Source organism: Mycolicibacterium sp. HS_4_1, assembly GCF_054515875.1.
In genome coordinates, this window is the sequence record NZ_CM137261.1 from 2,139,297 (window position 1) to 2,157,509 (window position 18,213).

Sequence of the window (18,213 nt, forward strand, 5' to 3'; positions counted from 1 at the left end):
AGTCGGTTGCGGAGGTTTTCGCGAACCCAGCTAGCGGACAACGTAATTAGTCGGCTATACATAGAGGCTGGGGTTTAGGAAGAGGCGTTATCGTCGCCATAATCCAAATTCTGGCAAACATTGGGGGATTCTCATGTGTACGCTGACTCGATCGATCCTGTTGTTGATCTGTCAGTTCCGGTTGAAAAGTGAGCAGGTAGTTCCGGTCGAAAAGTGAGCACTTCACCTTTCGATTGGAGAGTGATCACTGTGGAGGATTGGGCGGAGATTCGCCGGCTGTATCGGTCGGAGAAACTGTCGCAAGCTGCGATCGCGCGGCGGCTGTCCTTGTCGCGAAACACCGTGGCCAGAGCGTTGCGGGCGGATGCACCACCGTGTTATGAGCGGGCGCCGGTGAAGACCTCGGCGTGGGCGCAGATCGAACCAGCGGTACGGGCCTTGCTCACCGAGTTTCCGCTGATGCCGACGACCGTGATCGCTGAGCGGGTCGGTTGGACGGGTGGGCATTCCTGGTTCGCAGAGAACGTGACCAGGATCCGCCCGGAGTACACCCCACCCGATCCCAGCGACCGGTTGGTGCATCTGCCCGGTGAGCAGGTGCAGTGCGATCTGTGGTTCCCCGGCCAGCTGGTCCCTGATCACGGCGGAGTAGCTCGGTCGTTTCCGGTGCTGGTGATGGTGGCCGCCTACTCGCGGTTCATCGCCGCGGTGATGATTCCGTCGCGAGTAACCGGGGATCTGCTGGCCGGGATGTGGCAGCTGATCGCCGAGAACATCGGTGGCGTTCCTCGGAGTCTGTTGTGGGACAACGAGTCCGGCATTGGTCAACGCCGCCGCCTCGCTCAAGGGGTGGCTGGGTTCTGCGGGGTGTTGGGAACCCGACTGATCCAAGCTCGGCCCTATGATCCCGAAACCAAAGGGGTGGTGGAACGCGCCAACGGCTACCTGGGTAGGTCATTTCTGCCCGGGCGCACCTTCGCCTCACCGGCCGATTTCAATGCTCAGTTGCACGGCTGGCTGGCCTCGTATGCCAACAGGCGCACCCACGCGGGCACCCGGATGATCCCCGCGGACGCACTCGTCGCCGACCGGGCGGCGATGGCCACGCTACCGCCGGTGGCCCCGGTGACCGGCACGACGGTGACCACGCGTCTGGGCCGCGACTACTACCTCAGCCTCGGTGGCAACTCGTACTCGATCCATCCGGAGGTGATCGGCCGCATGATCACCCTGCGGGCCAGCCTGGACCGAATCACCGGCCTGTGTGGCGATCGTGTGGTTGCTGATCATGAACGACTTTGGGGCACAGCAGGATTAGTGTCTGACCCCGAACACGTGGCCGCTGCGGCGGTGCTGCGCGAGCAGTTCCGTACCCGCCCGACCGCCGGCGCTCATCTCGATGTCAGCGTCGAGGTCGCTGACCTGAGTGCCTACGACGCGATCTTCGGGACTGGGGAGGTCGCCTGATGGCCACCAAGCGCACCCCGGCCCCAGGTGATGCCGACAAGCTCATCGCCCATCAAGCTCGCCTCCTCAAAGCTCCGCGGATCGCCGCGCACTATCACCGTCTCGCCGAGCAAGGCCGGGCGGCGAACTGGTCGTTGGAGGACTATCTGGGTGCGGTGTTGGCGGTGGAGTCCAATGCCCGCGCTGAATCCGGTGCACGCCAACGTATCCGGTATGCGGGTTTCCCTGCGATCAAGACGATCACTGATTTCGACTTCACCGCTCAACCCGCCGTCGATCGCGCTCAGATCGCCCGACTGGAAGGTGGGGGCTGGCTGGCCGAAGCCCGCAACATCGTGCTGCTCGGGCCGCCAGGCACCGGCAAAACCCATCTGGCGACCGCGCTGGCCATCGCCGCCGCCCACGCCGGGCACCGGGTCGCGTTCGCCCCGGCCACCGGCTGGATCACTCGCCTGGCCGAAGCCCACCGCATCGACCGACTCGATGCCGAACTGCGCAAGGTCTCCCGCTACGGGCTGATCGTCATCGACGAGGTCGGCTACATCCCGTTCGACACCGAGGCAGCCAACCTGTTCTTCCAGCTCGTCTCGACCCGATACGAGAAGTCGTCGATCATCTTGACCTCCAACCTGCCGTTCTCGCGGTGGGGACAGGTCTTCGGTGAAGCCACCATCGCCTCGGCGATGATCGATCGCATCGTCCACCATGCCGACGTCATCGCCCTCAAAGGCACCAGCTACCGCATCAAACACACCGCGATCGAGTCACTGCCCTCCGTAGAAGTCGATCGTCAGGCAGACTCAACCCCGTAAACCTGCTCACTTTTCGACCGGAGCAGGCTGCTCAGGATTCGACCGGAGCTGACAGTTGATCCCCGTGGGACTGTCAGATAAACGGTGGATCTGATCCTGGCATTTGGTTAGTTGCCAGTCGGAGTGATCCGGCCGTTAAAGGTGATCGCGAACGCGTTCAGTGCGGGCTTCCACCTCATCGCCCATCGTGCCTTACCGCGGCCGGTGGGGTCTAGGGATCGGGTCACCAGGTAGAGGCACTTGAGCGCGGCCTGTTCGGTCGGGAAGTGCCCGCGGGCCCGAATCGCCCGCCGGTAGCGGGCATTGAGGGATTCGACCGCATTCGTCGAGCAGATGACGCGACGAATCTCGACGTCGTAGTCCAGGAACGGCACAAACTCACTCCAGGCGTTCTCCCACAGCGCCGTGATTGCCGGATACTGCGCACCCCACTTGGCGGTGAACTCGACGAACCGTTCCTTGGCCGCAGCCTCGGTTGCCGCGGTGTAGACCGGCCGGATGTCCTTGGCGATCTGATCCCAGTACTTACGCGACGCGTAACGAAAGGTGTTGCGCAGCAGATGAATCACGCACGTCTGCACCACCGCGCGGGACCACACCGTGTTGATCGCCTCCGGCAGCCCTTTGAGGCCGTCACAGACCACCATGCACACATCGGCGGTGCCGCGGTTCTTGATCTCTGTGAGTACCGCCAACCAGAATTTTGCACCCTCACCGCCATCGCCGGCCCACAGGCCCAGGATGTCGCGCTCACCGGTGCAGGTGACCCCGATCGCGACGTAGATGGGCCGGTTGGTGACCTGACCATCGCGGACCTTGACGAAGATCGCATCGATGAACACCACCGGATACACCGACTCCAGCGGCCGGTTGCACCACTCGGTCATCTCGCCGACCACCTTGTCGGTGATCCGCGAGATGGTGTCCTTGGATACCGTGGCTCCGTAGACGTCGGCGAAGTGGGCGGCAATCTCCCCAGTGGTCAATCCCTTTGCCGTCAGCGACAATACGATTTCATCGATCCCCGTCAGGCGCCGTTGACGTTTCTTCACGATCTGCGGCTCGAACGAGCTGTTGGTGTCCCGCGGCACGTCGATCTCGACCGGGCCGATCTCGGTGAACACCGTTTTGGTCCGGGTGCCGTTGCGGGAATTACCGCTGCCGCGGCCAGCCGGGTCATGCTTGTCATAGCCCAGGTGCTCGGCCATCTCGGCATCCAGTGCCGTTTCCAGCACGTTCTTGGTCAACTGGTTCAGCAGCCCATTCGGGCCGACCAGCTCGACGCCTTGTTCCTTCGCTTGTGCGAGCAGCTGCTCCGCTAGCTGCCGTTGATCCAGGTCAATCGCCATAGATTCGAGTGTTTCTGACATCGTCAGTCCTTCCCGCCAAGCTCACGCTCGGCGTGTCAGACCAAGATCAGATCCACCGTTGTTCGGACAGTCCCATCCCCGTCGTCCTGGTGGCGGCGGTATGGTCCATCGCTTCTGGCCGCGGATACGTCAGTTGTGACTGAGTGTGTCGCTGGGGCGCGCATTCACTGTGGGCGGAGGAGATGAGGATCGTGACGTCGACAGCAGAAGACGACCTGGCTCATGCGACGGTGCATTTGGCCTGTGTGCATCGGTGGCCCCATCTGTGATTGACGCCGAGGCATCGCCGCGGCCGGTGGGGGTGGCGGTCAGTCGCCCTGACGCAGTGTGGATTCTGCTTGCCGGCGTCATCGGCGGGGTGGCCGCGTTCGTGCTGACGGTCGAGAAGGTCCGGCAGTTGCAGAACCCGTCGTATGTCCCCTCGTGCAGCGTCAACCCGGTGCTGTCGTGCGGGTCGGTCATGTTGGCCAAGCAGGCCTCGGTGTTCGGGGTTCCGAACCCGCTGATCGGCATCGCTGCCTTCAGCGTGGTGATTGTCACGGGGGTGTTGGCGGTGGCGGGAATTCGGCTGCCGCGGTGGTACTGGGCTGGCCCCGCCGGTGGCTCGGTGCTGGGGGCAGCGTTTGTGCACTGGTTGATCTATCAGAGCCTGTACCAGATCGGCGCCTTGTGCCCGTACTGCATGGTGGTGTGGGTCGTCACCATGGGGCTGCTGGTCGTGGTGTCTCCAATTGCGTTGCGGCCCTGGGCTGGCAACAAAGTTCTTTACACCCTGTACCAGTGGCGATGGCCGTTGTACGCCGTGTGGATCACCGCGATTGCGTTGCTGATCCTCGATCGATTCTGGAGTTATTGGTCCACGCTTATCTAGCGTGACGTCCGCGGTTCGGCCTGGGTCATTTGTTCAATGCTGCGCTCAAGTGCCATCGGACGGGCTTGGGGCCCAAGGAAACCGACGCTGCCCAGAATGTGCGCGAAGCGGTCCAATCGCCGCGCCGTGCTACTTCTCGCAGTGGGTGGTGACAAAAGTCCCTACCAGCGCTCCAACGCCAGCCATTTAAATGGGACTGCAAGTTACAGATACACGCTCAGGAGTGACAGTGGCGAAGGACTCGAACGACCTCCGATTGCTACACGAGTTGGAACCGGTGGCGGAACGCCTGCTCAACAGGCATCTGTCGATGATGAAAGACTGGAATCCTCACGACTACATCCCATGGTCGGACGGCAAGAACTATTACGCGCTGGGCGGTCAGGATTGGCACCCCGAACAGTCGCAATTGTCGGAGGTCGCCAGGATTGCCATGGTGGTCAACCTGCTCACGGAAGACAATTTGCCTTCCTATCACCGCGAAATCGCCATGAACATGAGCATGGACGGCGCATGGGGTCAATGGGTCAACCGCTGGACCGCTGAAGAGAATCGGCACAGTGTCGCCTTGCGGGACTACCTCGTGGTGACTCGCGCCAGCGATCCGGTCGAACTCGAAAAACTGCGCGTCGAGCAGATTGCCCGCGGCTTCTCGCCGGGGCAGAATCAGCAGGGCAAGCTCTTCGCCAACAGCCTCTTCGATTCCGTCCTGTATGTGAGCTTCCAGGAACTGGCCACGCGGGTGTCGCACCGCAACACCGGCAAGGCGTGCAACGATCCTATTGCCGACCAACTACTGCAACGTGTTTCGGCGGACGAGAACCTGCATATGCTCTTTTATCGGGATATCTCGGCGGCCGGCTTTGAACTCGAGCCGAATCAGGCCATCGCTTCGGTATATCGGATTCTCAACAACTTCACGATGCCGGGCTACACCATTCCAGCGTTCCGCCGCAAGGCGGTCACGATTGCGGTCGGCGGGATCTACGATCCTCGCGTCCACCTGGAGGAGATCGTCATGCCTCAGCTCAGAAAATGGCGAATCTTCGAACGCGAGGACATCACAGGTGACGGCGCGCGTGCGAGAGACGATCTGGGTGTCCTTCTCGAGAAGCTCGAAGAATCCTGCGTCAAGTTCGATGAAGCCAAGGAGCGTCGCCTCAGTCGCGCTGCCCGCAATGCCGAAAGGTTGGCCGCACCGGCATGATCGGACATGTATTGAACAGTTTGAAACTCAGACGTAGCCGCTGGATCTTGTAGAGCGACTGGGCGCCTTTGCAATTCGCTACGGAAGGATGTGGGCGTGAGATTGCCGGAATCTCTATCTGGTTTACCGGGGCCGGCATCGCATGTATGGGAATGGCAGCTTCTGGCACGATGCCGAGGCACTGAGTTGAGCATATTCTTTTCGCCTGAAGGCGAACGTCTGCAGCTACGGCGTGAGCGCGAGAACCGCGCCAAGCGGATCTGCAACGGCTGCCCGGTGAGCGCCAAGTGTCGCGCGCATGCTCTTCGAGTTCCGGAACATTACGGTACGTGGGGCGGCCTCACACAAGCGGAGCGAGCGCGGCTACTTGCCTGAAGTGGTGAACTCCCGTTAGTGCAATCCTGCATGCGGTGGTCCGTCAACATGCGAATTGCGACGATCGCGCACAGCGTGGGCCTGCTGGCCCGGTCGAGTCATTCTCGAATGTATTCGGTTGCGCTGATCCGGATTCCGCTGACGATCTGCGGTGTGATGGCGAGGACATTGTCGCTAGCTGGGTTTACCCACGGGTGCAGTCGCTCATAACGGGTGAGCTGCTCGGGATCGCTGATCGTAGTGGCCATCCCGGTCACGACGACGCTCCAGCCTGTGTGCTCCTGGAGATCGAGTTGATCGACTTCATAGGCAACGACGACTCCGATGTTGGGGATTGGGCGTGCTGCCTTCGTCAGGGCCGGGTTCAGTCGGGTACGCAGGATCACCCGCCCGTCGTCGACCAGGTGGTTCACCAGTCGGACGGCTGGTAAAGCGTTGCGGGTGAAGATGATCCGTCCGTGGTCGACGCTGGCGACGAGTTTCATGGCCTCGACGTCGTTGAGGGCGACCAGGGCAGACTTGATGGCGCGCGGCGAACGATTAGACGTGGTCATGGTGTCGCACCGCGGGGGTGAGGAGGCCGAGGCTGCCGTCATATCGTGGATAGAGCAGCTGGCCTCGGCCGGTGTTCGGGTTGGTGAAGAACAGGAATCGCAAACCGTGCTCACTGATGCGAGTGACTGCCTCGGCGTCCGTCAGTATCGGCGTAGGGCGGGAATTGACGATCAGCGGTACTGGGGGAGCGGCGCCCCTGGCCGGTGCCCAAGACCAGCCCGGCGGATACATACGCCGTTGGCGGGCCAGCCGGAGCCCCGACGGTCCGGCCCGGTATACCACTGCGTCTTCGCCGGTTTCGTGGTCCGTGAACAGATGTACGTCAAAGTCCATCGAGTCCATGACGGCCACCATCTCCAACGGTGTTCTGATCTGCAGCGCAACGTGTTTACGCCGACCGATCACGGGCTGACCTCCGACCGCGGACAGTATCCGGCGGGTTCGGTCCGGCCAGGGGCGTGGTCGCCACGGTTCCCTCGTTCGTACGATCTGACGATCCAACCGCCCGAGGGCCACCTCCAAATCACCCACACCGGCGGTGATTGCCTGCATGCGGGTTGGTTTGTCTCGAACCTGCAGGTTCACTTGTATCAGCAGCGGCCCACCCAGACCATCCCGCGTGGTCAGTCGTACCCGGGCGTCCCCCGTGATGTGTCGGCGCTCGAGGATCTGACCCACCGCTGCTGCGACCTGCGCAGCCTGCGGCGGTGACACTTGGCCTTCCGATAACACGTAGACCTCGCGGGCCATGGCAGGCATGGGGCTGCGCGCCAAGTGTTCCCCCTCTCTACCGACGTTCTGGCGTTGGCAATGAGGGTCGAGTCTGCGGGACCACTGCGCGAGCCAGTAGGGTCCAAAGTCCCCGCATCGGAGTGAGCCCACGCGGATACCAGATCGTTTGTGGCACAGGTAACACAGACGGACGCAATCCGGGCCGGTCCCCTCGGCTAAGACGCTGTGGGCCAACACTTTCCACTCCACCTAGGGACCTTTGGCCCTACTGGCACCGTCCCGCCGGCAATAGCTTCTGCGGCATTTGCGATATGCGTCGGCATGGAAGGTCTTACGGGTGAAGCGATTGACGCCACGAGCTGTTGGGGTTCTGGTCTTCGGTGAAGCTGGGCAATACCGGCATCTGGTCATGGGTGCGATCTGATGACCGCCGAAGCGCCCCCCATCGCAGGGCTTGAGGCTCGTCGGCCGTTCCCGGATCGGATGGGTCCCAAGGGAAACCTGATCTACAAGTTGGTGACCACGACCGATCACAAGCTGATCGGGATGATGTACTGCGTCGTCTGCTTCGCCTTCTTCTTCATCGGCGGCTTGATGGCGCTGTTTATCCGCGCGGAGTTGGCGCTGCCGGGTCTACAGTTCCTCTCCAACGAGCAGTACAACCAGCTGTTCACCATGCACGGCACGGCGATGTTGCTGTTCTACGCCACTCCGATCGTGTTCGGTTTTGCCAACCTGGTGCTGCCGCTGCAGATCGGTGCCCCTGATGTGGCGTTTCCCCGCTTGAACGCACTATCTTTCTGGCTGTTCTTCTTCGGTGCATTGATTGCGTTGTCGGGGTTCATCACTCCCGGTGGCGCCGCGGACTTCGGTTGGACGGCCTACACGCCGTTGTCGGATGCGATCCACTCGCCGGGTGCCGGTGCTGATCTGTGGATCCTTGGCCTGGCCATCGGTGGCCTGGGCACCATTCTGGGTGCGGTCAACATGGTGACCACCGTGGTGTGCCTGCGCGCCCCCGGTATGACCATGTTCCGGATGCCGGTGTTCACCTGGAACATCCTGGTGACCTCGGTCCTGGTGCTGATGATCTTCCCCTTGCTGACCGCCGCGCTGATCGGCCTGGCCGCGGACCGCCGTCTGGGGGCGCACATCTACGATCCGGCCAACGGCGGTGCGCTGCTGTTCCAGCATCTGTTCTGGTTCTTCGGTCATCCCGAGGTATATGTCCTCGCGTTGCCGTTCTTCGGTGTCATATCGGAGATCGTTCCGGTGTTCTCCCGCAAGCCGATCTTCGGTTACACGACCCTGATCTACGCGACGTTGTCAATTGCCGCTTTGTCGGTCGCGGTGTGGGCGCATCACATGTACGCCACCGGAGCGGTGCTGCTGCCGTTCTTTTCGTTCATGACGTTCCTGATCGCGGTGCCGACCGGTATCAAGTTCTTCAACTGGATCGGCACCATGTGGAAGGGGCAGTTGACGTTCGAGACGCCGATGCTGTTCTCGATGGGCTTCCTGATCACGTTCCTGCTCGGTGGTCTGTCGGGCGTGCTGTTGGCCAGCCCGCCGCTGGACTTCCACGTCACGGAGTCGTATTTCGTTATCGCGCACTTCCATTACGTGCTGTTCGGCACCATCGTGTTCGCCAGCTACGCGGGCATCTACTTCTGGTTCCCGAAGATGACGGGCCGGCTACTCGACGAGCGCCTCGGTAAGTTGCATTTCTGGCTGACGTTCATCGGGTTTCACGCCACGTTCCTGGTGCAGCACTGGCTGGGCGATTCCGGTATGCCGCGCCGTTACGCGGATTACCTGCCCACCGACGGGTTCACCACACTCAATCTCGTTTCCACTGCAGGCTCATTCCTACTCGGTATCTCGGTGCTGCCGTTCGTGTGGAATGTATTCAAGAGCTGGCGCTACGGCGAACCGGTGTTGGTCGACGACCCCTGGGGTCACGGCAACTCCCTGGAGTGGGCGACGTCGTGCCCGCCGCCGCGGCACAACTTCACCGAGCTACCCCGGATCCGTTCGGAGCGACCGGCGTTCGAGCTGCATTACCCGCACATGGTCGAGCGGATGCGCGCGGAAGCCCATATCAGTCGTCGGCACAAAACCGACAGCCCGTCGCCCTGAGGGGGATTCGCATAGTGCTCAGATCACGATGCGCGGACTCTCGGGCACGCACAGGCGGGTACTGCAGCACAGCGCATTAACGCACTCTCGCACCAAACATGGTCAACAGGAAGGAGACGGCGCCATCACATCATCGAACGTTGTGCTGTGCGATGCCGAGCCCGATGGCGCCGTCGTGGTGATCCTTCCAGCAGGGACGAATCCTCACAGGCCAGGAGTCGACCAAACTGGGGGCAGTCCCACCCAGAGAAGTCTGATCATCGACGGGCGTGCCTCCGAGCTCAAGGTGCGGGCACCTTGAGCTTCAGACGCAGAGCCTTATGGCCCTACCGCAGGTCTCATCCGTGCTCGACGCTGTGTCGGTGACAGTGCACTGTGAGCGACCAAAGTAAAAGTGAGAAGAGATGATTGAGGCCGGACCGGTCGGCACCGGACAGGTAGTGGCGTTGCTTGTTGCCGCCGTCGAGTTGGGTGCCGTGATCTACGCGGTGATTCGACGCCCGCGGCGTGGACGCCACTGGGCAGGCAGGTGCGAGGAGGTCATCGTCCGACAGCGTCTCGCCGGGCAGATCGACGCCGCAACCTACCAAACACGCATGACCGATTTGGTTCGCGCTCGGCCGTCGTGACCTCTGCGCTGTCGCGGGATCGGTCAGCCAGTGCCCTCTACTCGATCAAAGACCCGGTATCTGGTTTGGCCCCCCGCGGGCCAGAGCTCCATCGAGGTGATGACCTACGTGCCGGCGGATCCGGAATTATGGGGGCTGGCAGGACTCGCCCTCACTGTCGAAGAAACGCACCCGGTGGGAGGCCTTTTCGTCGCCGGAGCCAGTAGTGCATGGGGACCTGGGTCGAGGGAACGATGCTCTCCGGCATCGGCGCGGCTGGGGCGGTGTTGAACCGCAACCTGATTCGCGAAGTAAGGGACGGCGCCGTATTCGGCGACGTTGCATCAATGCCCGAACGCGACGAGTCCTGCGACCCCCTCGCCGTGTCCACGACGCCGGCCGTGAAGGGTTCCAAGCGCCGTAGCACCGCCCGTTGAGCCAGACAAGCAGATTACGTGGAACGAGTGCAGACTCATCGGGCCGATTCCGATCGTTCCGGCCGGTGGGCGGTTGTTGAGAAGGCACCTATCGAACGGCCGGAGTTGGCGTCAATCGGCGATACGGCCCAGTGCGGCGGTCGTCTACGAGCCGGTCGTTGCGGCAGCCCTCTGAAACGTGAGATTCGGATCGAGGACAGGACCGTTGCGCAGCATTGCGACGTCGTAGCTGTAGTTCATCGACATTAGCCACGGCTCATTGATGCCCCGCCGAGGCATAGCCGCTAGAGCTCGCTGTACATATCCTGCTGAAAAGTCCAGTAGGGGAAGGGTTTCCATGCTCGGGTCGGCTACCGGCCACACCATGTCGTAGCCGTGGCTATCCATGTGCCTCAGTAGGCGGCAGAAATGCTCGCACAAGAGGTCGATCTTCAAAGTCCACGACGAATTCGTGTAGCCAAAGGCGAAGATGAAGTTCGGTACACCGGACAGCATCATGCCCTTGTAGGCCACCGTCTTAGACACGTCCACAGGTTGCCCATCAACGCTCAGCGTCATCCCGCCGAGCAGCTGGATGTTCAAACCGGTAGCGGTGATGATGATGTCGGCATCAAGTTCGTGCCCGGATTCCAACCGGATGCCCGTCTCGGTGAACGTCGCGATGCGATCCGTGACCACCGAAGCGCTTCCGTCGCTGAGCGCAGCGAACAGATCACCGTCGGGTACCGCGCACAATCTCTGATCCCAGGGGTTGTAGCGGGGGCTGAAGTGCTCATCCACCGGATACCCGCCGGGCAACCTCCGCGCGTTGAACCAGCGGATCACCGCCCGCGCCGCCTTTGGGTATTTCTGGCAGAACGTGTACACGGCGCGTTGTCTGAGGATGTTCTTGCGGCGGGCCACCGCGTACCCGAGCTCGTCGCCGAGGAGTCGCTTGGCGGTGTTGGCGAATTTGTCCTTGGCTGGTACCGGCATCACGTACGTCGGCGAGCGCTGCAGCATGGTGACGTGGGCAGCCGTACCTGCTAGCGCTGGAACGAGCGTGACCGCGGTTGCGCCGCTGCCGATTACGACGATCTTCTTGCCGGCATAGTCGAGATCCTCGGGCCATTGCTGGGGATGCACGATCTGTCCGGTGAACCGTTCGGCACCGGTGAACCGCGGGCTGTAGCCCTGGTCATACCGGTAGTACCCGCTCCCGCAGAATAGCCAGCGGGCCGAGAGCTGCACGAGCTCTGGATCTGCCCCCTGTCGGCCGGTCCGCTCGATGTCCACGAGCCATGAGGCACTGGCGGAATCCCAGGCGGCCCCAAGTACCTTGTGGTGGAACCGGATGTGCTGATCGATGCCGTTTTCCGCGACCGTCTCGTGTAGGTAGGCGAGGATCTTGTCGGCGCTGGCGATCGCATGCTCGTCGAGCCAGGGCTTGAATTGGTAACCAAAGGTGTGTAAGTCAGAATCCGACCGAATTCCCGGATAGCGGAATAAATCCCAGGTGCCCCCGGTGGTACCGCGGGCCTCCAGGATCGCATAGCTGCGGCCGGGATGCTCACGCTGCAGGTAGTAGGCGGCGCCGATGCCGGAGATGCCGGCGCCGATGATCAGCACGTCGAGGTTTTCGATATCAGCCATAGCCGACAAGGCCTTTCAATGTAGGGAGTTATGTGCGGGTCGAGCGCACGAAGCTGTGTACGCGTCGACGGGGGCCGACCCGATTTCAGACACGGTGGACGGCGACTACACGACAGAGAGCAGGCGTTCACGCTGCGGTTCACCGCGGTAGCGGCTTGGCGGACCGTCGATCTTGCAGATCCGCCACATCAGCTTGGCGATCGGGCTCATCAGACCGGTGTCGTGGCACAGCATTCGGACATCTCCGAACGTGTCCCGCAGAATCTTGCGCGACTCGGGCGCGGCGAAGAACACCTCCTTGCGTACCGAGCGTGGAATGTCGAATTTCGCCCAGAACGCGCGTGGCGGCACGATGATTGCTGAGCACAGGATGCGCATGACCAGCGGGACAAACAGTGACAGCAACAGTCGCTGGCGCGAGGGCAGGTTCGGCACGCGCTTGTGCAGGTACTGGTGTGCAAATGACATGTGCCGGGCCTCTTCGGCGACGTGGATCGCCATGACCCGCTCCATGATCGGGTGCAAGTCCTTGCCCTCGCGCAGAACGTTCTTTTGCATGTGGTCAATGGGTTCTTCGCCGCCGAGAATGCCGAAGAAGAATGGGATCGGCAGCGGGCCCGCGGTCAATGGGATCAATGGTTGCAACCACTTGAGCAAGCGTGGCATGCCGGGCACATCCATGCCGATCCGGTTCACCATCTCCTGAAACATCAGATTGTGATTGCATTCTTCAATCGATTCGTGCAAGCAGTAGCGGTACTCCGGGGAGCCGTTGGGCACCCAAAACGAGTACTCCATCAGACCACGGATCAGGATGTTCTCGAACTGTTCGCCCACCTTGGCGACGTTGGCCTGGCGCCACATGCCGATCTCGATCTGCCGATCGACCGGCTGGTCCTGGTACCAGGGGTGAGCGCCGATCGGGTCCGATTCAGGAAGAATCCAGCGCGGGTCGTCTGCTTTGACATCGAACGCTGGTGTATCCCACTCGATGTCCTTGTAGGGATGGAAATTTCGTCGCACCGACCCCTCTGACAACGTCGACAGGATCTCGCGGTACCCCTGGTCATCGCTGACGTCCATGTTCTTGCGCCAGCGCTTGACGATCCTGGTGCGAGCCATCCGTTCAACCTCCCGCTCGGGTTTACATACACCCACTGTGTGTACACGGACAGTACCGGCGGTATCACCATCTGTGAGTAGGGCCAAAAGGCCCTACTGGTGTGGACAACTGCTCGGCCGTCGCAAGAGCCGGCCGTCGCGGCCAGCTTTGAGGCGCCCCCGTGACGGCACCCGGCAGGAGGTGCCGAGTCCTTGCCATCAAAGCGGCGCATCTGAACGACTTGAGCTGGACCACAGGATGATTCGCAGCTGACGCAACGTTTGGCGGTTCTTCGGATCGCTCTGCTTACTCGGCAGCCATGGGCGGGCGGGGCGGCTGCGAATCAGACCCTGCTGGCGCGAAATGCGGCGCTACCTCGGGCAGTTGTCGCCCACGGTGCGGAGTTTTTACCGGGGTAGGGGACTGTAGAAGACCAAGGCATTGCCCTTGTTGTCGTAGACAACGGCGCGACGTTCGTGTGCGTCGTTGTACGGTCCTTTCACGATGCCGCCACCGCTGGCTTCGATGTTTTTCGCGGCAGCGTCGACATCGGTGGTCTTGATGCCGACAACGATCCGTCCGGGGATGGGATGATCCAACGCGGTGGCCAATGCGAGCGTTATCGGCCCGCCGTCGAGCGCGGCGAAGTGGGTTCCGTCGCGGAACTTGAGCGGCATTCCGAGGGTGTCGCTGTAGAACCGGATCGATTCGTCCAAATCATCAGTGGACAGGATGATCATTTTGACTTCATGCTCGCTCATTTGTTGCCTCCCATGGCGACAGCGTTCCTAGGTTCGGGCGGTGTCGGCGATGCGGCGCGGAATCGCTCGCCGACGTAGGTATCGGAGTATGCCACGGTCGCAGGTCCATGGATAGCGACCGGCGCGTGGCTCGGGAAGCTCAGTCGCACAGCATGTTTCGTCGCACGGCTCACCAAGGTCCTGGCGACGTCGATCCGCGCGGCGATTTCTTGAAGTGTTGTGGCTGAGTAGCCGACGTCGTTGAAGACTGTGCGAGCCGAGTGAACGATCAGCTCGCGCGAAGGCGCTGCCCTCGGTGTGAGGGGACGACCGCGCTTATGACGTGCAGCCAGCGCCATGCGTGCGCTCGGCTCTGGTGTCGACCTTGATGCCGGGCGTTGATGAGCCCCTGTCGTCGGCCTGCGCGCCACGAGTCTCCTCTCCGCCAATATCCCAGCGGCATTCGGCTGAACAGCGAGTGCCGAGTTTTCCTGCTCGACTACATGGCTAGTAGGGCCCAAAGTCCCACATCTGTGTCAGGTCACGCCGTCGCGTGCTTGCCTGTGTCGAAGATCGGTTCACGTTGCTTCTAGCGATGAGGCGGAAACCGGCAGCGATATCACGTCGCGTGATTCGCCAACGCGGCCGCGTCGCAGACGTCGATTGCCCTGCCGTGTAGTCGAATACATCCCTCTTCGGCGAACGCCGATAGCACTCTGTTCATCGACTCGCGAGTAGTGCCGGCCAGCTGGCCAAGTTCTTTGTAATTCAGCTCGTGGTAGATGCGCATCGCTCCGTCTTCGGGTCCACCGAATCGATTGGCCAGGTCGAGCAGTAATGTCGCGACGCGGCTGGCTACGGCGGTGGTGCCAGTCTCGCCGAGAACGTCGTGGCCGTGCCGCGGCCGGCTCGCCAGCACCCGAAACAGCTGTTCGGTGATTGCGGGATAAGCAGCGATACACGACTGCAAAGCCGAGGCCGTCAATGTCACGCCTTGGAGTGAAGTCAGCGTGGTCACCGTGCGTAGACGCAGCCCTGGGCCGTACACCCACAGCTCGCCGAATACGTCCCTCGGGCCCAACAACTCGATGACGCGGTCTCGGCCCCGTAGCATTTGGGTGACCTTCACCTTGCCGGTCGCGATGACGTAGAGCCGATCGCCAGCGTCGCCTTCGTGAAACACGGTGTGCCGGCGAGGAAATGACACCGGTTCGAGATGGGCTGCCACGGCCGCGACGATGTCCGGTGCAAAGTCGCCAAAGATGCTGGCGCGCAGCAATTCCTCACCCACCGTGTCTCCCGGGCATCGGCGGCGCGGTGGGCGGACCGGGCGGACCGGGCGGACGCTGGAAGTCCACAGTCCGCGTGGGCTGCTCGCGTGTACGCGACTCCGCCGCGCGATAGCAGTCTTGCCCTAGCGGATACTCGATCGCCAATAGGCAGCTCAGCGGCTGAGCAACAATCACCCCGTTTGCCACCGATGCGCCTTGGTACTTGACGCCCCCATAACCTTTCCTCCAACACTCAAATTCTCCGTGCTCGGCACGCCCCACGAATCAGGCGGCCGAACTGCAGTGCAGAACTAATCCGGTGGCTACCGCTAGGGGGAGGGCGATAGTCGAGTCGGATGCCTACCCAACGTCACCTATCTATGTGACAACGACGGTTACATTAACTCAGGCAACACGGCGTAGCGTCCTGGCAACCCGAAAATGTAATTGACGCAACAGTTGCGGATACGGGTAATCGGTATTGGAGTTAGCTCCGTCACCAGGGCCGCAAGGACTGTTGTTATCGCGGCTCCCAGGCGTTCCACGAACGAGCGTCGTGTCCAAACTGCTCGGGACCTTTGACTCTACCGGTGTCACATGTCCGGCCATAGCGTGCCGGGTCACCTTATATGTAGGTAGGGGATGGGGGTCGGTAGGTCGATGGAAGGTAGTCGATACGCAGCGACCGGCGTCGCACTTTATACGCCGGATGGTTCAGGTGGACAAGATGTTTCGGGTAAGCAAGCACTGTTGCGCGACAGCATCTTTGAGAGCTCAGCGCCAAATCTCGTCGCGGCCGTCGCCGCTCATCTGCAGCCGGTATGGTATCCCCGGCGGCACAATGTGTTTGGCGAAGGTGACGCCGGCGATTGCCTCTATCTCATCGAGTCCGGCAAAGTGAAAGTCAGCCGCAGATCACGAGGCCAGGACCGGGTGATCAGCCTGTTGGGCCCGGGGGACGTTTTCGGTGAGCTTGCGGTGTACGACCCGGGAGTGCGCACATCGACGGTGGCCACATTGACTGCGGTACAGGCTTACATATTGACTGCTGACGGCTTGCGATCGTGCATGGCCGAGCATCCGGAGGTCACCGGACCGCTGTTTCGTCTGCTGGCGCACCGGCTGCGGCGCACCAATGACGTTGTCTACGAACAAATTTTCACTGATGTCCCCGGGCGCGTCGCCACGCTGCTGCTCGACCTGGCCGACCGGTTCGGCAGGCCCGAAGACGGGGTGATGCGCGTCCGCCACGAGTTGAACACTCGGGAGCTTGGTCAGCTGGCCGGTACCAGTCGTGAATCGATGTGCAAGGTGCTCTCCACGTTCGCCGATCGCGGATGGGTGCGGCTGCGCGCCAAGGCAATCGACATCCATGATCCGGCAGCGTTGGCCGCTCGCGGTTCGAATCAGCATAGGTCGGGGCCGGCCTACTGAGTGAAGGCAAGTCCCCGCACCCTCGTGACGCCGATCAGTTCCTGGACTGGCCGGTTCATACCCGCGTGCATTCGTTTGCATTGAAACGGATTCCGTCAACGATTTGCGGTGTGATGGCCAGGAGGCTGTGGCTACCGAGGTTGACCCACGGGCGCAGTCGTTCATAGCGGGTGAGCTGTTCGGGATCGTTGATGGTCGGCGTCATCGAGGGCGGCGGCGACGCGGTGGTCGGTGGCCTAGAGGCACGCCGCGGATGAGTTGAATCCACGTTCAGCTAGCGTTGTTGCCCCCACAGTATTCGACGAATCGGCTCAGGGGCGCGTCGTGTCTTTTCGATGAGGCGGCGGAACGTCGCACCGATCAATTCGAACGGGCCGGACCCCCACGCGGCGTATACACCCAATATCCGATGCACGAGCCGGTCTGAGAACTCGTCTGACGATTGACCTCGTCGATCAGTTTGACCAGACATTTCGCCACCAGCGCTACTAGGCTCCATCTGGTCTATCCGGCCGCGCCGTACAGGGAACCCGCAGATTGCAGGATGTCCTCACGGATATCGGGCGGAAACGTGAGCAGCGACGTGGTGATCATGCGGACCTCCGGATCATGTGCCATCTCTAGCCAACATAATTCAGCTTCCAAGTACCGGGTGTAGGCGCTGGTTGCATCGGTGAAATAGGCGACGGACACACCGAAGACATCGGCGAGGTGATGCAGCATATCTAGGCTGGGGTGGTTGCGCCTGCCGGCGCGCAGCTGGGACAGGTATGGCGCAGACATCTCAATCCCGCGGGCCCGCAGGGCTTTAAGCACCTCGTAGTTGCGCAGCGGGCCGCGGCCGGGTGGGCGGATCGTGTCGAACAACCGGTTTAGACGTGCTGCCACGGTGCCGGGATCGATCGATTCCCTTCCGCGGTGGTGTTGTCTCGGGAAAGTGGTGCGAGCCTGATCGGTCTGGTTTGAGGCATGGCTATCGCTGTCAGCGGGTCGTGCCTCGGTCACCGGGTCGGGTGTCGCATCAGCCAGCCGATCGAAGCCAATAGAGTTGGTATTGAGGCGATTACGACTCGCCTGGACGGACATGGTCAAGTGACTTCCCCCTTGCTCTGTCATCCTCCCCAGAATGACTGCGTGCGCAACGAACTGGCGCGTGCATAGGCATGCTTACACAGTTCGGGGGTTATGTTCATGTGATGTTCTTCACCACGTAACCACCGATGTTGGGGCTTTCGGCTCTAGTTTCCGGTCGGTTGGCAACTGACGTTGCAGGTGCCGCGGCTGTCATGAACCCGGCCGTGGCCAGCGCGGCCGAAGGTGCGGGTAGAGGGGGACGTGCCGGGAGTTCCGGTGTCGACCTCGCGGCAGGAGTTGACGCGCCAGTCCGCTCATGCGATTGTTTGCCCTATCGCGTGAGTCGCAGGCAAGCCGGGGGGCTTGGAGCCTGCATTCGCAAGGGGG

The 18,213-nt window shown here is 61.8% G+C and carries 17 protein-coding genes; 8 read left to right on the forward strand and 9 right to left on the reverse strand.

Features of this window, described 5'->3' with window-relative positions:
- The first annotated feature begins 249 nt into the window (after positions 1-249).
- The gene (gene istA / locus ACX12F_RS10160; RefSeq protein WP_459370284.1) at positions 250-1,467 is read left to right on the forward strand and encodes an IS21 family transposase; all 1,218 of its coding nucleotides are present in this window, start codon (positions 250-252) and stop codon (positions 1,465-1,467) included.
- Positions 1,467-2,279, forward strand: coding sequence for an IS21-like element ISMyma9 family helper ATPase IstB (gene istB, locus ACX12F_RS10165; RefSeq protein ID WP_459366461.1), 813 nt, complete (start codon positions 1,467-1,469; stop codon positions 2,277-2,279). Before istA ends, istB begins: the two co-directional genes overlap by 1 nt.
- A 107-nt stretch (positions 2,280-2,386) precedes the next feature.
- Here the strand turns inward: istB and ACX12F_RS10170 are convergent, their stop codons facing one another.
- Positions 2,387-3,628: an IS256 family transposase gene (locus ACX12F_RS10170; RefSeq protein ID WP_459366463.1), complete on the reverse strand. Its 1,242-nt coding sequence runs from the start codon at positions 3,626-3,628 to the stop codon at positions 2,387-2,389.
- 274 nt (positions 3,629-3,902) lie between these two features.
- On the opposite strand from ACX12F_RS10170, the gene ACX12F_RS10175 reads away from it, so the two are divergent.
- The 3 genes from ACX12F_RS10175 to ACX12F_RS10185 all read left to right on the forward strand — a co-directional run bounded on the left by ACX12F_RS10175 (position 3,903) and on the right by ACX12F_RS10185 (position 6,102).
- Positions 3,903-4,520 (forward strand): vitamin K epoxide reductase family protein, encoded by a 618-nt coding sequence (locus ACX12F_RS10175; RefSeq protein WP_459369444.1) that lies wholly within the window; start codon positions 3,903-3,905, stop codon positions 4,518-4,520.
- Between the two features lie 229 nt (positions 4,521-4,749).
- Positions 4,750-5,727: an acyl-ACP desaturase gene (locus ACX12F_RS10180; protein WP_459369445.1), complete on the forward strand. Its 978-nt coding sequence runs from the start codon at positions 4,750-4,752 to the stop codon at positions 5,725-5,727.
- Between the two features lie 96 nt (positions 5,728-5,823).
- Complete coding sequence (locus ACX12F_RS10185) at positions 5,824-6,102, forward strand: WhiB family transcriptional regulator (protein ID WP_459369446.1); 279 nt, start codon at positions 5,824-5,826, stop codon at positions 6,100-6,102.
- A gap of 98 nt (positions 6,103-6,200) precedes the next feature.
- Here ACX12F_RS10185 and ACX12F_RS10190 read toward each other — a convergent pair whose 3' ends face one another.
- Both ACX12F_RS10190 and ACX12F_RS10195 read right to left on the reverse strand, forming a co-directional pair.
- Entirely contained in the window at positions 6,201-6,656 is a 456-nt protein-coding gene (locus ACX12F_RS10190) for a pyridoxamine 5'-phosphate oxidase family protein (RefSeq protein ID WP_459369447.1), read from the reverse strand.
- The gene (locus ACX12F_RS10195; RefSeq protein WP_459369448.1) at positions 6,643-7,062 is read right to left on the reverse strand and encodes a sigma 54 modulation/S30EA ribosomal C-terminal domain-containing protein; all 420 of its coding nucleotides are present in this window, start codon (positions 7,060-7,062) and stop codon (positions 6,643-6,645) included. Before ACX12F_RS10195 ends, ACX12F_RS10190 begins: the two co-directional genes overlap by 14 nt.
- Positions 7,063-7,812: 750 nt before the next feature.
- On the opposite strand from ACX12F_RS10195, the gene ctaD reads away from it, so the two are divergent.
- Positions 7,813-9,528 carry an aa3-type cytochrome oxidase subunit I gene (gene ctaD, locus ACX12F_RS10200; RefSeq protein WP_459369449.1) on the forward strand — a complete coding sequence of 572 codons (1,716 nt, stop codon included), beginning with the start codon at positions 7,813-7,815 and terminating at the stop codon, positions 9,526-9,528.
- An 838-nt stretch (positions 9,529-10,366) separates the two neighbouring features.
- On the forward strand, positions 10,367-10,573 hold the full coding sequence (locus ACX12F_RS10205; protein ID WP_459369450.1) for a hypothetical protein: 207 nt from the start codon (positions 10,367-10,369) through the stop codon (positions 10,571-10,573).
- Between the two features lie 144 nt (positions 10,574-10,717).
- Here ACX12F_RS10205 and ACX12F_RS10210 read toward each other — a convergent pair whose 3' ends face one another.
- The 5 genes from ACX12F_RS10210 to ACX12F_RS10230 all read right to left on the reverse strand — a co-directional run bounded on the left by ACX12F_RS10210 (position 10,718) and on the right by ACX12F_RS10230 (position 15,338).
- Positions 10,718-12,205 carry a flavin-containing monooxygenase gene (locus tag ACX12F_RS10210; RefSeq protein ID WP_459369451.1) on the reverse strand — a complete coding sequence of 496 codons (1,488 nt, stop codon included), beginning with the start codon at positions 12,203-12,205 and terminating at the stop codon, positions 10,718-10,720.
- A gap of 105 nt (positions 12,206-12,310) precedes the next feature.
- Complete coding sequence (locus tag ACX12F_RS10215) at positions 12,311-13,327, reverse strand: AurF N-oxygenase family protein (protein WP_459369452.1); 1,017 nt, start codon at positions 13,325-13,327, stop codon at positions 12,311-12,313.
- A 387-nt stretch (positions 13,328-13,714) separates the two neighbouring features.
- Positions 13,715-14,068, reverse strand: a complete 354-nt coding sequence (locus ACX12F_RS10220) for a VOC family protein (RefSeq protein ID WP_459369453.1) — start codon at positions 14,066-14,068, stop codon at positions 13,715-13,717.
- Entirely contained in the window at positions 14,065-14,406 is a 342-nt protein-coding gene (locus ACX12F_RS10225; protein ID WP_459369454.1) for a TetR family transcriptional regulator, read from the reverse strand. The genes ACX12F_RS10220 and ACX12F_RS10225 overlap by 4 nt, the downstream gene beginning before the upstream one ends.
- Before the next feature lie 260 nt (positions 14,407-14,666).
- Positions 14,667-15,338 (reverse strand): Crp/Fnr family transcriptional regulator, encoded by a 672-nt coding sequence (locus tag ACX12F_RS10230; protein ID WP_459369455.1) that lies wholly within the window; start codon positions 15,336-15,338, stop codon positions 14,667-14,669.
- 727 nt (positions 15,339-16,065) lie between these two features.
- Between ACX12F_RS10230 and ACX12F_RS10235 the strand changes: the two genes are divergently transcribed.
- On the forward strand, positions 16,066-16,752 hold the full coding sequence (locus ACX12F_RS10235; protein WP_459370300.1) for a Crp/Fnr family transcriptional regulator: 687 nt from the start codon (positions 16,066-16,068) through the stop codon (positions 16,750-16,752).
- A gap of 504 nt (positions 16,753-17,256) precedes the next feature.
- Here ACX12F_RS10235 and ACX12F_RS10240 read toward each other — a convergent pair.
- Positions 17,257-17,844: a helix-turn-helix domain-containing protein gene (locus ACX12F_RS10240; protein ID WP_459369456.1), complete on the reverse strand. Its 588-nt coding sequence runs from the start codon at positions 17,842-17,844 to the stop codon at positions 17,257-17,259.
- Positions 17,845-18,213 lie beyond the last annotated feature (369 nt).